At 60.6% G+C, this 14,278-nt stretch carries 12 protein-coding genes; 5 read left to right on the top strand and 7 right to left on the bottom strand.

Annotated elements, in window-relative coordinates; genetic code table 11:
- Positions 1-82: 82 nt before the first annotated feature.
- From I5L79_RS11310 to I5L79_RS11295, 4 genes are all read right to left on the bottom strand, one after another.
- Positions 83-739, bottom strand: a complete 657-nt coding sequence (locus I5L79_RS11310; protein ID WP_196955165.1) for a cytochrome b/b6 domain-containing protein — start codon at positions 737-739, stop codon at positions 83-85.
- Between the two features lie 81 nt (positions 740-820).
- On the bottom strand, positions 821-2,050 hold the full coding sequence (locus I5L79_RS11305) for a pyridoxal phosphate-dependent aminotransferase (RefSeq protein ID WP_196955164.1): 1,230 nt from the start codon (positions 2,048-2,050) through the stop codon (positions 821-823).
- Positions 2,051-2,105: 55 nt separating this feature from the next.
- Positions 2,106-2,597, bottom strand: coding sequence for a hypothetical protein (locus tag I5L79_RS11300; RefSeq protein ID WP_196955163.1), 492 nt, complete (start codon positions 2,595-2,597; stop codon positions 2,106-2,108).
- Between the two features lie 289 nt (positions 2,598-2,886).
- Positions 2,887-4,425, bottom strand: a complete 1,539-nt coding sequence (locus I5L79_RS11295) for an aldehyde dehydrogenase family protein (RefSeq protein ID WP_196955162.1) — start codon at positions 4,423-4,425, stop codon at positions 2,887-2,889.
- A gap of 191 nt (positions 4,426-4,616) precedes the next feature.
- Between I5L79_RS11295 and I5L79_RS11290 the strand changes: the two genes are divergently transcribed.
- Positions 4,617-5,867: a tetratricopeptide repeat protein gene (locus tag I5L79_RS11290; RefSeq protein ID WP_196955161.1), complete on the top strand. Its 1,251-nt coding sequence runs from the start codon at positions 4,617-4,619 to the stop codon at positions 5,865-5,867.
- 190 nt (positions 5,868-6,057) lie between these two features.
- Positions 6,058-6,564, top strand: coding sequence for a DinB family protein (locus I5L79_RS11285; protein WP_196955160.1), 507 nt, complete (start codon positions 6,058-6,060; stop codon positions 6,562-6,564).
- A 76-nt stretch (positions 6,565-6,640) separates the two neighbouring features.
- On the opposite strand, the gene I5L79_RS11280 is transcribed toward I5L79_RS11285, so the two are convergent.
- Positions 6,641-7,138: a hypothetical protein gene (locus I5L79_RS11280; protein ID WP_196955159.1), complete on the bottom strand. Its 498-nt coding sequence runs from the start codon at positions 7,136-7,138 to the stop codon at positions 6,641-6,643.
- Between the two features lie 266 nt (positions 7,139-7,404).
- Here I5L79_RS11280 and I5L79_RS11275 point away from each other — a divergent pair, with 266 nt between their 5' ends.
- From I5L79_RS11275 to I5L79_RS11265, 3 genes are all read left to right on the top strand, one after another.
- Positions 7,405-7,815 carry a hypothetical protein gene (locus tag I5L79_RS11275; protein WP_196955158.1) on the top strand — a complete coding sequence of 137 codons (411 nt, stop codon included), beginning with the start codon at positions 7,405-7,407 and terminating at the stop codon, positions 7,813-7,815.
- 104 nt (positions 7,816-7,919) lie between these two features.
- On the top strand, positions 7,920-8,522 hold the full coding sequence (locus I5L79_RS11270; protein ID WP_196955157.1) for a Crp/Fnr family transcriptional regulator: 603 nt from the start codon (positions 7,920-7,922) through the stop codon (positions 8,520-8,522).
- A gap of 52 nt (positions 8,523-8,574) precedes the next feature.
- Positions 8,575-9,498 carry an alpha/beta fold hydrolase gene (locus tag I5L79_RS11265; RefSeq protein ID WP_196955156.1) on the top strand — a complete coding sequence of 308 codons (924 nt, stop codon included), beginning with the start codon at positions 8,575-8,577 and terminating at the stop codon, positions 9,496-9,498.
- A 104-nt stretch (positions 9,499-9,602) separates the two neighbouring features.
- Here the strand turns inward: I5L79_RS11265 and icd are convergent, their stop codons facing one another.
- Both icd and I5L79_RS11255 read right to left on the bottom strand, forming a co-directional pair.
- A complete protein-coding gene (gene icd / locus I5L79_RS11260) occupies positions 9,603-10,868 on the bottom strand; it encodes an NADP-dependent isocitrate dehydrogenase (protein ID WP_196955155.1) in 1,266 nt (421 codons plus the stop codon).
- Positions 10,869-11,297: 429 nt separating this feature from the next.
- Positions 11,298-14,264, bottom strand: a complete 2,967-nt coding sequence (locus I5L79_RS11255) for a M16 family metallopeptidase (RefSeq protein WP_317191377.1) — start codon at positions 14,262-14,264, stop codon at positions 11,298-11,300.
- Positions 14,265-14,278: the final 14 nt, after the last annotated feature.

Below are 14,278 nucleotides of genomic sequence, written 5' to 3'. Positions count from 1 at the left end.
TTTATCTAAGCACGAAAAAACCGTCGAAGCTCGCTCATCAGCCAGTTTCGACGGTTTTAAGATACGCAGGAATCGGCAGTTTCTACTCCTGGCTGGCGGCCTGGCCTCCATGTAGCATGTCGGAGGTGATGCCCCGGTCCTTGTGCAGCTCGGCCCATACCACGCCCACGATGTGTACCACGATAAAGGCCAGAATCAGGTACATATTCACGTTGTGGATTTCCTTGATGGTGTGTTCCAGCTTGTGCAGGGCCTCCACGTCGTCGGCGTACACCAGCAGCAGGCCCGTCACCACCATTACCGTCAGCAGCAGGTAGAACAGGAGGTAGCTGTACTTCACTGCCGCCGACTTACGCAAACGAAAGCCGGCGCCCTCTGCGGGCGCCTGATTGGCCTGCCGCAGCCGCGCCCGGAAGCTTTGCACAGCGGGCTGCACCAATTCCGTAACCATACGCCAGCCCAGCAAAATCGATAGAGCTACGCCCAGGTAGATGTGCCAGTCCCAGATGCGGTGGCTGACCAGCCGCCCCACGCCGCGCAGCTGCTGCTCAGTAGCCGTAATGCCCTGCTCCTGCAGCACCTGCTGCATCTTCGGAAACAGCCCACGCATATTGATGATGACCCGCAGAAACAGAATGGTGCTCAGCAGCCCCGAAATCACGAGGTAGTTGGACCAGTGCCAGATGCGCAGACCGGCGGAGTACTTCTTTACGGATGGGGTTTCGGTCATCGGGGACATAGGGAAAGCAGGTTGGGCGTAGCGTTGTGAGGCAGGAAATAAGCCGGAAAGAAACCGTTGGCAAAAGCTACGGCTTATCCTTCAGGAACCGGCAAATAACCGCTTATCCTCCTGATTCCGTCGACCAGGGTACACCTGGAGAGCATGTTCCAGACAATCCATAGCGGCATTCAGGGCCGGAATATTCAGCACGTAGGCCAGGCGTACTTCATCGAGGCCCGCGCCGGGCGTAGCGTAGAAGCCCACGGCCGGCGACATAATCAGCGTCTGGCCCTGGTAGTCAAAGTCCTCCAGCAGCCACTGCGAAAAGCGGGCAGCATCGTCTACGGGCAAGCGGCAAAGCACATAGAACGCGCCGCCGGGGCGGGGGCACACCACGCCGGGCATGGCCTGAAGGCGTGCCACCAGCTGGTCGCGCCGCGCCTGGTACTCGGCTTTGGTATGGTCGAAATAGGTTTCGGGCAGGTCGGCGGCGGCTTCACCCAGCAGCTGGGCCAAGCCGGGCGGAGAAATACGCATCTGCGCAAAACGAAACGCGGCGTCGCGCACGGCCTGGTTTTTCGTGACCAAGGCCCCCAGCCGCGCCCCGCAGGCACTGTAGCGCTTGGAAATAGTATCAAGCAAAATCACGTGCTCGTGGGTGGCCGTGCCCAGGTGCAGGGCACTCACGTAGGGGGCGTCGTAGCAGAATTCCCGGTACGCCTCATCCGACAGCAGGTACAGGTCATGGCGCAGGCACAAGTCCAGCAGCTGCTCCAGCTCCGCGTGGCTGTACACGTAGCCGGTGGGGTTGTTGGGGTTGCAGATGAGCACGGCGCGGGTGCGGTCCGTGACGTGAGCCTCCAGCTCGGCCAGCGGGGGTAGCGCAAAGCCCGTTTCGATGTGCGAGAGAACCGGCACCAGCGTGACGCCGGCCGCAATGGAAAACGCCGTGTAGGCCCCGTAGTAAGGCTCTGGTACCAGCACCTCGTCGCCGGGGTTCAGGCAGCTGAGCATGGCAAACAGAATAGCCTCCGAGCCGCCCGTCGTCACAATGATTTCCTCGGGCGTCACGTCGATGTCGGCGCGCTGGTAGTAGGCCGCCAGCTTGCGGCGGTAGCTGGGGTTACCGGCGCCGTGGCTGTATTCCAGCACCCGGATATCGGCCTGCTGTACGGCCGCCAGCATGGCTGGGGGCGTTTCGATATCGGGCTGGCCGATGTTCAGATGGTACACGTGCAGGCCGCGGGCTTTGGCGGCTTCGGCATAGGGCGTAAGGCGGCGGTAGGGTGAGAGGGGCATGGCCCGGCCGCGCTGAGAAACTTGCAGCATGGGCTAAATGTACGCCCCGTTTGCTTGCGCGCCTATACCAAAGGGGGCGCTTCTACTATTTCTGTAGCACTACCACCTTGCCCAGCCCCGGCTCGGTGGGCTTTCCGTTCAGTTCGAAACGGGTGAGCGTAGTTTCCGTGCAGCCGCAGCTGCTTTCTGACGTTTTCACTTCCAGGGCATTGATATCATAGGTGCGCGCGGCGGCGGGCACCACCAGCCGGTAGCTTTGCGGCAGCGCCCAGTAAGAGTTGGCTGAGGACGTAGCCGAGGCTACGGGCAGCAGCGAAAGCATCGCCTGAGGCCAGTATACGCGCAGGCTGGTGGGCTGCCGCAGCGTATCCAGGGGCTGGGTCAGGGCATCGTCCTGGTAGCGCACCACGTAGGCCGAGCGCAGCTCGGCCCGCCGGAAACCCCGGCCACCCAGCGAGTCAGTCGAAAAAGCCAGCGACAGGTATTCGTTGCCGTCGTTGCCGATACACGTGCCGCAGCAGCCCGACAGCACGCCGGCCAGCAACACCGTTCCTATGGCCAGTGAAGGATAATACATTGCAGATAGCAAGCGGAAAAAGGGCGGAAAGCAAGCCGGGCCTCCCGGCCCGTACTTGTTCCGTAGAGCCACATCGACGCGCAAAAGTTGCAAGCCTGCCATCATTACCCTAAGGCCAAGAGTCTCACTAACAAAACCAGTGGGTGAGGCCAGTGGGTTGATATAAAACACTATATGAGTTGCGGCCTTAGCCGCCGGGCCCACGCAAAATCCCCCGGCGCAGCCGATTCCCTGTCAGGAAAGCAACCACACCGAGGGATTGAAAAGAGTTGGCGTATGCACCGCGGGCTTACGGCTTCTCAGGCAGCAGAGTAGCTTCTTCGTAGTTGCCGAGCACGGGGGCGGTTCCTTCCGTAACGGCTTCCACCAGCAGCTTGCCGCCCACGAAGGCACCTTTCCACGACTCACCCAGCCCACCGAACACCTCTTCCCGGTCGCCGCGGGAGCGGAGCTTGTTGATGCCCACTTTAAAGGCGCGCACCTCGCGGGCCGTGCGCTCAGCCCACTTCTGGTCGTCGGAGGCTACGGCGGCTACCAAGGCACCGTTGCTGATGTTCATTTCGCCCACCAGTTCCTCCACGCGGTCTACCAGCACAATGGAGTCGATAGGGCCGAAAGGCTCCTTGAAGTACAGCTCGCTCTGACGCGGCAGGTTTACCAGGGCCCGCGGGGCACGATAAGCCGAGCGGTCCTGGCCGGGCAAGAACAGCGAATCATCCAGCTGGCCCTCGAAAATGGGCGTCGCCCCGGTTTTCAGCGCGTCGGCGTAGAGGCGGTCCAGATCCTCGGCCTGGTGGTGGTTGATAACGGGACCGAAGGCCAGGTCGGGCAGCTTGTCGTCGGGGCCGTCTACCAGCGTGGGGTTGCCCACTTTCAGGCTGCGAATGGCTTCCCAGTAGGTTTCGAGAAAGCGCGGAAACAGGCTGCGCTGCACCACGAAGCGCACGTAGGCTGTGCAGCGCTGCTTGCCGTAGTCGTAGCCTTTCTTGAGCTGGTCGCCCAGCGCATTCCAGTCGGAGTAGTCCCAGATACCGTAGGTGTTCACGCCTTCCATTTCCAGCATGTAGCGCTTCTGGTGCTGGGCCAGGGCGTCGGCAATATTGCGCCCATTGTAGCGCCCGCCCACAAAGCTTAGGCAGTCAATAGCGTCATTTTTCACCAGCGCGTCGCTCAGCTCCCCGCCGGGGCCGCTCACCAGCGTCACGGGCAGGCCGCAACGGCGGGCAATGGCAAAGGCCAGACTCAGGGAGATAAAGCCGCCGTCGGTGGGCGTTTTGGCAATAACGGCGTTGCCGCACAGGGCCTGCACCAGCACCGCGTGCAGCAGCACCGACATGGGGTAGTTCCAGGAGGCAATGTTGCTGACCAGGCCCAGCGGCTTGCGGGAGCCCAGCATGCTTTCAATGTTGTCCACGTACCACTGCACGCCCTCAATGGCGCGGTCGATATCAGTGAAGCCCAGCTTGTAGGTTTTGCCGATTTCCCACATCAGCAGCTTGCCGATGAGGTCAACCTGGGGGCGCAGCTGGTCGAGGCAGTCCTGCACGCGACGCTTGCGCTCGTCAAGGTCCACGTTGGCCCAGTCGGCGGCTTCCTTTTTAGCCGCGTACACGCCACGCAGGACCGTGTCGCGGTTGAGCATGGGCAACGGCCCCAGCGGCGAGCCATCAATGGGAGAGGAGAACTCGCGCGGGGTGCCGGGTTCCTGCCAGCGGCCTTCCAGCAGGTTCAGGAATTTGCCGTCGGCAGAAAAAACCTCAGGTGTGGCTGCTTTCATCTGCTGCAGCAAAAAACTGAATTCGACCTGCGGGGAAATGATTTTGGGCATGCGTTTTCGGGGTTTTAGGAAGAAGAGAAGGCAGACGTGATGGGGTCAAAGTAGGACTTTGCGCCGGGAAACCGCGTACTATTTCCGAACCGCCTACAACGTCTAACCGTTGGAGGGCCGGGGCGGTTATGTCGGCAGCCTTCGGAAACCACTTTTTTCGCGGTACCTTGCGCGGCTTCCTTTGCTTCTCTATGCACCGTTATTTCCTCGTGCTTCTGTTGTTGGGTCTGGGCTGCCCGCTGGCCGCGTGGGCCCAGCAGCCCGATACTACCCAGCGTCAGCAGCCCATCCGCAATATCGAGCTGGGCGGCGTGGAAGTGGCCCCCAGTGCCGTGGACACCAAAGGCTGGCTGCTGCTCGACAAGGACATTCAGGTGGAGTTGGGAGGGGCCGTGGAAAATCTCTACAACTTCAAATTCGATAAGGCTGAGCGTCAGTTTCGCTCTTTGCGGCGGCGCTACCCCAACCACCCCATGCCCTACTTCCTGCTGGGCCTGAGCACCTGCTGGAAGATGATGCCCAGCAACTTTCAGGACAAGCAGTACGACAAGCTGATGCTGGCTTACCTGGATACGGCCATAGTGCACGGGGAGCGGCTCTACGAAGACGACAGCAAAAACTACGAAGCCAGCTTTTTCCTGGCCGCCTCCTATGGCTTTGCGGCCCGCCTGCACGCCGAGCGCAAAAACTGGCGCAAAGCTACCCTCAACAGCAAGGAGGCCCTCGACTACCTCGATAAAAGCAAGGAAGCCAACGGCCTCAGCGCCGACTTCCTGTTCGGGCAGGGCCTGATCAACTACTACGCCGTCTGGATTTCGGAAAACTACCCGCTTCTGCGCCCTGTGCTGCTTTTCTTCCCCAAGGGCAACCGCCAGCTGGGAATGCAGCAGCTGCGTACGGTGGCCCGCAACGGGTTCTATACCAGCACCGAAGCCAAATTTTTCCTGATGCGGCTGCTGTACACGGAGGAGAAAAATCCCAAAGCCAGCCTGCAGGTGGCCCGCGAGCTAGCCACCAACTACCCCGATAATGCTTACTTCCAGCGCTATTACGCGCTGGTGTGCTACAACCAGGGCGAGTTTGTGGAGTGCCAGCGCGTGAGCAAGCAGATTCTGGACAAGCTGAACCGGGGCCTGCCGGGCTACGAAGCCATCAGTGGGCGCTACGCCTCGTTTTTCCTGGGCTACATCGCGCAGTTCATGGAGCGCGACCTACCGGCTGCCCAGAACTACTATCAGCGCAGCGTGGTGTTTGCCGAAACCACCGGCGAAACCGAAAGCGGCTTCTACCTGCTGGCCAACGCTTATCTTGCCCGCATGGCGGCCAAGGACGGGGATAAGAAAGCCGCCCGCAACTATTACCTGGTGCTGCGCGAAAATGCCGAGCACCGCTCCGACCTCTACCGCGAAGCCCAAGCGTATCTGAAAGGCAATAAGAAGTGAGGAAGGAGAAGAAGTAACAGGTGACACGTAACAGGTATGTACGCCTAGCGGCAGACTTAACCCGCGCAGCGGGCGCGTCTGTCCGCCGAAGAATAGAAGCCAGTCTCCCGACTGGCGGCTGCCCCAGCGGCCATGCGGCCCCACGCTGCTAATCACCTGTTATGTGTCACCTGTTACCTGTCATCTCCCCATGTCTTCCCTGCCCGAAGTATGGCTGCGCGGGCCGCTGCCCGAGGTACCGCCGCTGCTCCAGCCCATTGCTCACGCCCTGTTACAAGCCCAGGAAGAGCTGGATGCCGCCCTGCACGACTTCCCCGACCACTTGCTGGCGGCCCGGCCGGCCGGCGTGGCCTCGGTGGGCTTTCACCTGCGGCACCTGGCCGGTGTGCTCGACCGGCTGGCTACCTACGCCCGTCAGGAGCCGCTGACTGCGGCGCAACTGGCTTACCTGGCCGCCGAAAACGATGTGCCCACTGCACCCGGCAGCACGGCCGCGCTGCTGCGGCACTTTCATGAGCAAACCGAACAATTCCTCGTCCAGCTGCGCGCTACGCCCGAAAGCAGCCTCCCGGAGTTCCGGCTGGTGGGGCGGGCCGGGCTGCCCAGCACCGTGGTGGGGCTGCTCACGCACGCCGCCGAGCACACCACGCGCCACCTGGGCCAGTTGCTCGTCACGGCGCGGGTGGTGCAGGCCTGACGCAGCGCTGCCCCGGCCCCGAAACCGTTGAGGAAGGTTTCGGGGCCGGGGCAGCCCGTTTATGCGCACGTTTAGTTTAAGCCGCCTGCGCCGGCTCCAGAGCCGCTACGCCGCCGTGCCGGGCAAAAAACTCCAGGGTGTGGCGCTGCAGCTGCCGGAAGTCGTTGGAGGTTAGCTCGGCCAGGATCTGGTCTTCGCGGTTGAGGTGGGCGCTGGTGGCCAGGAGGTAGCCCGATTCGTGGAGCCAGGCGTACACGTACAGCACGGTGCCGTCGGCGGCGGGGCGGGGGTGGCGGTAGCGCACATCGGTGGTAGCCACGTAGCTGAGGGGCTGCGCGGCGGCCAGCTGATGCACGGGCTGGTCGGTACGTAGGGGCACGAAGCCCAGCGCCTTGAGGTAGCTGTCTTTGAGCACCAACGAAAGGGCGGCGGGCTGTGGAGAGCGGGGAGCGGCAGGGGTGATGGAGAAGGTGCGCATAAGAACCAGGAAGTAAGGGGAGGAGCCGGGGCCCGGCGGCAACGACAGGAGCAATTCTACGGCGAAACCCCAGCAGATGAAAGGCAGAACCAGCATGATTTGTGACACCGTATTGACGCTGGGTTAGATGCTGGCTTTCTGTTTATATAAGTGCTGTTGCCGGGAAATGCTGGATACTCCCAGCAAAAAATCGGGGAATAGTGACTACAGAATTATTATGACTTTACTTTCTCTACTGCCACATCCAGCTACTGTAAATTATATACCGCTCTGGAGACAGTCTGGGCCCCTTATTGCCTTCGTGTGGCTGAAAGCCGATGGATAAATAAGTAGTAAGTTGATACCGCAATATCTATCTGCTGATGTCCATTCCTGCCCCCACTACCGTTGCTGAACGCAAGGCGCTGTTCCTGGCGCGCCTTAAATCCGGCGAGTCCTGCCTGTCGTCTTCCGATAAGGAGGGCTACCGCGTGTTGTGCTACTACCACGGCGCCTTTCTGTTTGTAGCTGTGGGCGACGATGGCACCAGCGTGCTACACCTGCCTGCCGACGAAATCTTGCTCAACTACGTCTGGGCCCGGGATGGAGTGCGGATGGACCTAGAGTGGGTAGACGGGCAGCCCCGCTGGCGCTACGCTCTCACGCCCGAGGAACAGCTGGAAAGCTGGCAAAAGCTCCTTACCCGTCTTTCCCCGGTTACGGATAGTACCCGGCGGTTTGTCGCCAGCACATTGGCGGGGCTGGCGGCTATTGCTGGTGGGTCTGACAACTAACAAAGGCTTCGGCGCCGAGGAATACAAAGGGGGCGGGGAACTGAGCCAATAGTGTTTCGGCGTTCTTTTCGTTAGCTTTCAAGGACACGCTACTGACTCCCTATATGGCTGGTTCCTGTACCGTAGCGGCCGTTACCCACGCCGACTACAAGCCTTTCCTGCGCAAGTTTCACGCTACGGACGACAGCGTGTACGACCTGCTCTTTGCGGAGCTGCAACCCGTTAGCTACCAGAAAGGGGAGTTTCTGGTGCAGGAAGGCAGCGTGGAGCGCGACTTGTATTTCGTGTACGAAGGGGTGCAAATTGCCTATTTCAACAACGATGGCAAGGAGCACGTGGTGTCGTTTTCGTATCCGCCGTCGTTGGCAGGCATCCCCGATTCGTTTCTAAACCAGAACCCCTCTGAATACGCCATCCGGGCCCTGACGGCAAGCCGGTTGGGGCGGGTGTCGTTTCAGCGGCTGAATGAGCTGTTTGACCAGTCGCAGCAACTGGAGCGGCTGTTTCGGAAGATGGTGGAGGCCAAGTTTGTGGGGCTGGCCGCCCGGCACCGGGAGTTCCACGCCTGTAGCATTGAGGAACGCTTTATCCGGTTCACGCAACGCAGCGCGCCCCTGTTTCAACTGGTACCGCACAAGTACATTGCCTCCTACCTGCACATCGACCCCACCAACTTCAGCAAGCTGTATAACTCCATCCGCTTTTGAAAACTTGGTGTACACCAAGTTTTGCCGGGCGCGCGGGCGTGTCCTTTGCTGCATGAAAACTGCTGTGTCCATTGCCGCTCCACATCGTTCCTCCTTCAAAGACCAACCCCTTGCCGAAGCCTTTCTGACGCATTGGGTGGACCAAGTGGAAACCTTGAACAACTGCCGTTACCAGCGGCTGGAAGTTTCTTCGCTTCTGGGTACTACAGTGGTATGGACGATCAACGCCGACCAAACAGACTGGCCGGCGGTGGTGGTGTTTCCCGGGTTTCGTACCGTGGGTTTGTTCTGGGACCTGGATGGTAACCTTGCTCCGCTAAAAGAGAAGTTCCGCATCTTCCTGGTAGACGTGAATGGGCAGCCCTGCCTGAGCGACGGCGCTACCCCCGACGTGAAAGGCGACGGATACGGGCAGTGGGCCGCCGACCTGCTACGTCAGCTGGGCCTGTCCAAAGCGCATATCCTGGGGGCCTCATTTGGTGGGCTGCTGGCCCTCAAGCTCAGCCAGGAAGCCCCGGAGCTGGTCGATAAGATCGTGCTGCTCAACCCCGGATGCTTGCAGCCTTTTTCGCTGGGGGTACGCAACCTGTACTACAACCTGCTGCCGCTGGTGCGCCCAACTATGCCCAACGTGCTGACCTTTCTCGACCGGGCCGTGTTTTGCCCGCCGCATCACCAGCTGTCGGCCTCCGCCCGGCAATTACTGGCCGACTACGAGCTGTTTGCCATTACGCAGTACCAGGACCACACGCAGAAGCCCTACGCTATGCCCGCCACCGAGCTGGCTAAGGTTTCATCAGCCGTTTACCTCTTGGTAGGAGAGCAGGATCTGTTGTTTCCCTATCGCAAATCCGTGGCAGTGGCCCGCCAACACCTGCCCCGGTTGCGGGGTGTACAGACCTTTCCAAACACAGGCCACGGTATTGAAACATCCCGCGAGGCACTGGCAGCCGTGTCAGCGTTGCTGGTTAGATAGGCTCCGTGTTTGAACTTGATTATAACACGTTTCAACTAAAAACCCCGCGCCGGCCTTGCAGCCAACGCGGGGTTTCTTGTGGTTGATTAGCCTAAGCCAAGCTACTACATATTCTTTACAATCTCCTCGCCGAACTCGCTGCATTTGAGCAGGGTAGCGCCCTCCATCAGGCGTTCGAAGTCGTAGGTGACGCGCTTGGAAGCAATGGTGGCTTCGATGCCTTTGTAGATCAGGTCGGCGGCTTCCTGCCAGCCCAGGTGCTCCAACATCAGGGCCCCGCTCAGAATCACGGAGCCGGGGTTTACCTTGTCCTGGTTGGCGTACTTGGGCGCCGTACCGTGGGTAGCCTCGAAGATGGCGTGGCCGGTGAGGTAGTTGATGTTGGCACCCGGGGCAATGCCGATACCACCCACGATGGCGGCCAGGGCGTCGGAGATATAGTCGCCGTTCAGGTTCAGGGTGGCTACCACGGAGTAGTCGGCGGGGCGGAGCAGGATCTGCTGCAGGAAGGCATCGGCAATGCTGTCCTTGATGAGGATTTTACCGCTGTCGAGGGCCAGCTTCTGCTGGGCGTCGGCCACATCCTGGCCTTGCTTGGCGGCCACCTTATCGTACTGGTTCCAGGTGTACACCTTGTCGCCAAACTCCCGCTCGGCCAGCTCGTAGCCCCAGGTTTTGAAGGCGCCCTCGGTGAACTTCATGATGTTGCCCTTGTGCACGATGGTCACCGAGGGCTTCTTGTTTTCGATGGCGTACTGGATGGCGGCGCGCACCAGGCGCTCCGTGCCTTCCTTGCTCACGGGCTTGATGCCAAACGAAGACGTTTCGGGGAAGCGGATTTTCTTCACGCCCATTTCGTCCTGCAGGAATTCCAGCATTTTCTGGGCCTGCGGGGTGCCGTTCATGTACTCGATGCCGGCGTAGATGTCTTCCGTGTTTTCGCGGAAGATAACCATGTCCGTCAGCTCAGGGTGCTTCACGGGCGAGGGCACACCCTCAAACCAGCGCACCGGGCGCACGCAGGCGTACAGGTCGAGCTCCTGGCGCAGGGCTACATTCAGGGAGCGGATGCCACCACCCACGGGGGTAGTGAGGGGGCCTTTGATGCCCACGAGGTACTCGCGGAAGGCATCGAGGGTATCGTTGGGCAGCCAGTTGTTGAGCTGCTTGAAGGCTTTTTCACCGGCCAGCACCTCTTTCCACACCAGCTTGCGCTTGCCGCCGTAGGCTTTTGCCACCGCTGCGTCAAACACTTTCACGGAAGCCGCCCAGATATCGGGCCCGGTACCGTCGCCCTCGATAAAGGGAATCGTGGGTTGATCCGGAACGTTAAGCTTGCCGTTTTTGATGGTGATTTTATGGTCTGCCATATACTACGTTGTCAGGAAGTTGACGCGGGGGTTAGAGGGTTGTAGGAGGAGCGAACGGGCGCTGGCGGCCGAAACAGGCAAAAAGGACGGGCCGCTGCCGTAACAGGATGCAAAGCACCGACTAAAATCGGGGGGAAACAAGCGTTTCAAAAAAATGTCGTATATGCCGGCCGCGTAGGCCTCACACCGGTGGCCTCACCCCCGGCCCCTCTCCCATAGAGAGGGGAGCCAGACGATTTCGTTCTGACGGGGCGGTGCTGCTTCGCTCGCGTTGCGCAGCACCGCCGTGGGAGTTCCTCTGGCTCCGGCGTGTGGTTGGGGCGTAAAAAAGCGGGAGCAATGAGCCTTAGCTCATTGCTCCCGCAGTCGTTGCTGATGGCTGGCTCACCTCTCCGCGGGAGAGGGGCCGGGGGTGAGGTCCCGGAGCCCTTAGTACCCGAAGATTTCCTTCAACGTCAGCTGCTGCACCTGGCCGTACTTGGCCAGCTCCTTGAAGTTGAGGCGGTCCTTGGAGCCAATTACCAGAATAGTCTGGTTCTGGCCTTTCACCTTGGCTTGCTGAAACTTACGCAGGTCGTCGAAGCTCATATTCTGAGTTTGCTCGTATACGTCGCGGCGCAGGTCATAGTCGAGGCCGAGGCGCTTGGCCCGCTCGTAGCTGAAGAGGATGTCGCTCTTGGTAATCCGCTCCGTGGCAATGCTGTTGCGGATAGCGTCCTTGGCAATCTGCAGGTTGGCTTCGGCCACGGGCATATCGTTGAGCAGGGCCTGCATGCCGGCCATGGCCTCGGGCAGCTTGTCGCTCTGGGTGCCGATGTAGGAGCTGATGTAGTTGGAGCGGCCCACTTTGCCGGCGTTGGAGTAGCCCGAGTAAGCCGAGTACGCCAGGGCCTTGCTTTCGCGCAGCTCCTGAAACACGATGCTGCCCATGCTACCCCCGAAGTACTCGTTGTAGAGGCTCACGGTGGGCACCAGGGTTTTGTCGTACACGTCTCCCTTGGTCAGGAACACGATTTCGGCCTGCACCATGTTATAATCCACCCAATACACTTTGCGGCTGTTCATGGGCAGCTCGGCAAAGTCCTTGGCCGCCGGCACCGGTGTGAGCTTGGCGGGCGTTTTATGGTCGGCGTTGAGCACTGCGGTGAGGCCATCCGAGGCCTTCGGCCCATAGTACAGCACGCGGTGCTCGTAGGTTGGAATCTTCTGAATGAGGGCCGTCAGCTCCTGAGGCTTCAGGGCTTTAAGCTGCTTCTCGCTGAGCTGGGTGGTGAAGGGGTTTTTGGGGCCGTACTTGGCGTAGTTCACCAGGGCCTGGTTCAGAATCACGCCTTTGTTGAGCTTGGCGTCCTGGCGGGCTTTCAGCACACCAGCCACCATGTTCTGCAGGGCTTCGGCGTCGGGCTTGGGCTTGGCCAGCAGGCTTTCAAACAGCTGCACGGCCGGCTCGAAGTTGCTGTCGAGGCCGGAGAGACTCACGTAGATGCGGTCGGCCCCGCTCTGCACCCCGAAGGAGCAGCCCAGCTTGTAGAACTCCTGCTGGAGCTGGGCGGCGGTGTACTTGTCGGTGCCGAGGTACTGGAGGTAATCGGCGGCGAGGCCCAGGCGCGGGTCGTTGTTGGTGCCCATGTCGAGCACGTAGTACAGGTCGAAGAGGTTGTTTTCGGTGTTGCGGGTGTAGAACACCGGCACGCCCGAGGCCAGCTTGGTTTCCTGAATGTCCTTCTTATAGTCCACGAACACGGGCTGGAGGGCCGGGGCTGGGAGGCTGGTTACCTGCTTGTAGAAGCCGGAAGCGGCGTCGCGGTTCACGGGCACGGGCGTGATGGTGGGCTTCACCACTTTCACCTTGTTGGGGTCCTGGCCGGTGCGCTTGTACACGGCCACGTAGTTCTGACCGTAGTACTGGTTGGCCACGCGCATCACATCGGCCTTGGTAATCTTAGCGAAGTCGTCGATTTGCTTTACGTAGTCCTTCCAGTCCTGGCGGGCAATAAAGGCCGAAACGAAGGCGCCGGCGCGGGCCTCGTTGCTTTCGTAGCTCTTGGTGCGCTGCAGCTTTTCGCTGTTGATGATGGCCGGAATCAGCCAGTCGGGGAAGTCACCTTTCTTCACCTTAGTCAGCTCCGCCAACAGCAGGTCACGCACCTGCTCCAGCTTTTGGCCCTGGCGCGGGGTGGCGTAGAGCACGTGGGTGGAGTAGTCGTTGTTGAGGTCGGTGAAGGTGGCCGCCTGCAGCACTTTCTGCTGCTGGTTGAGGTCGAGGTCCACCAGCCCGGCCTGGCCGTTGGTCAGGATCTTATCAATCATGCGCAGCACCACCGCGTCGGGGGTAGTGGTGCCAGGGAAGCGGAAGCCCAGCATCACGTTTTCCGCGTCGGGGCCTTTGATTTCCTTTACAATGGGCGCCGCAATGGGCACTTCCTGCGCGGGCGTAAACGCCGGTACGGGCTTGCTTTGCAGCCCGCCAAAGTACTTGTCGATGATGCGGATGGTCTGGTCGTAGTCCAGGTCGCCGCTTAGCGTCAGGGCCACGTTGTTGGGCACGTAGTACTGGGTAAAGTACTTCTTGATTTCCGTGATGGACGGGTTCTGCAGGTGCTCAATGGTGCCGATGGTGGTCTGGGTGCCGTACTCGTGCTTCTGGTAGAGGGCGGCGTTCAGGGCCTGGTATTCCTTGCTGAAGTCACTGTCGAGGGTGCGGTTTTTCTCCTCGTACACGGCTTCCAGCTCGGTGTGAAACAGGCGGGGCACCATTTCCCCAAACCGCTCGGCCTGGATGGCAGCCCACTTCTCCACCTGGTTGCTCGGAATGTCTTCCTGGTACACCGTCTGCTCCACCGAGGTGTAGGCGTTGGAGCCCTTGGCCCCGATGGCACCCATCACCTTGTCGTACTCATTGGCCACGGCGTATTTGGCCGCCACGCTCGACACCGAGTCAATCTGGTGGTAGAGGCGCTTGCGCTCCGCCACGTCGGTTTTGCTGCGGTACTGCTCGTAGAGGGCCTCAATCTTGGCCAGCTCCGCCTGCTCGGCGGCCCAGTTCTGGGTGCCGAGCTTGGAAGTACCCTTGAACACCATGTGCTCCAGGTAGTGGGCCAGGCCAGTGGCCGTGTGCGGGTCGTTTTTGGAGCCGGCGCGCACCGCTACGTAGGTCTGAATGCGCGGGGCGTCCTTGTAGTCGGAGAGGTACACCGTCAGGCCGTTGTCGAGGGTGTAGATGCGGGCCTTCAGCGGGTCGCCCTCCACGGTCTGGTACTTATATTCCTTTTGAGCTGGCGCAGCAGCAGGGGCCGGAGCCGTTGCGGCGGCCGTAGCGGCCGGCTTGCTCGACTGGCACTGGGTTAGACTCAGCGCCGCCATAGCCGGCAGCACGAGCATCAAGGTTTTTTTCACGGAAAACAGATGAA

It is taken from the genome of Hymenobacter guriensis (assembly GCF_015773195.1).
In the GTDB taxonomy this organism is placed as follows: domain Bacteria; phylum Bacteroidota; class Bacteroidia; order Cytophagales; family Hymenobacteraceae; genus Hymenobacter; species Hymenobacter guriensis.
The sequence above is the reverse complement of the archived record's forward strand: the minus strand, read 5'-3'. Positions and strand labels throughout refer to the sequence as shown.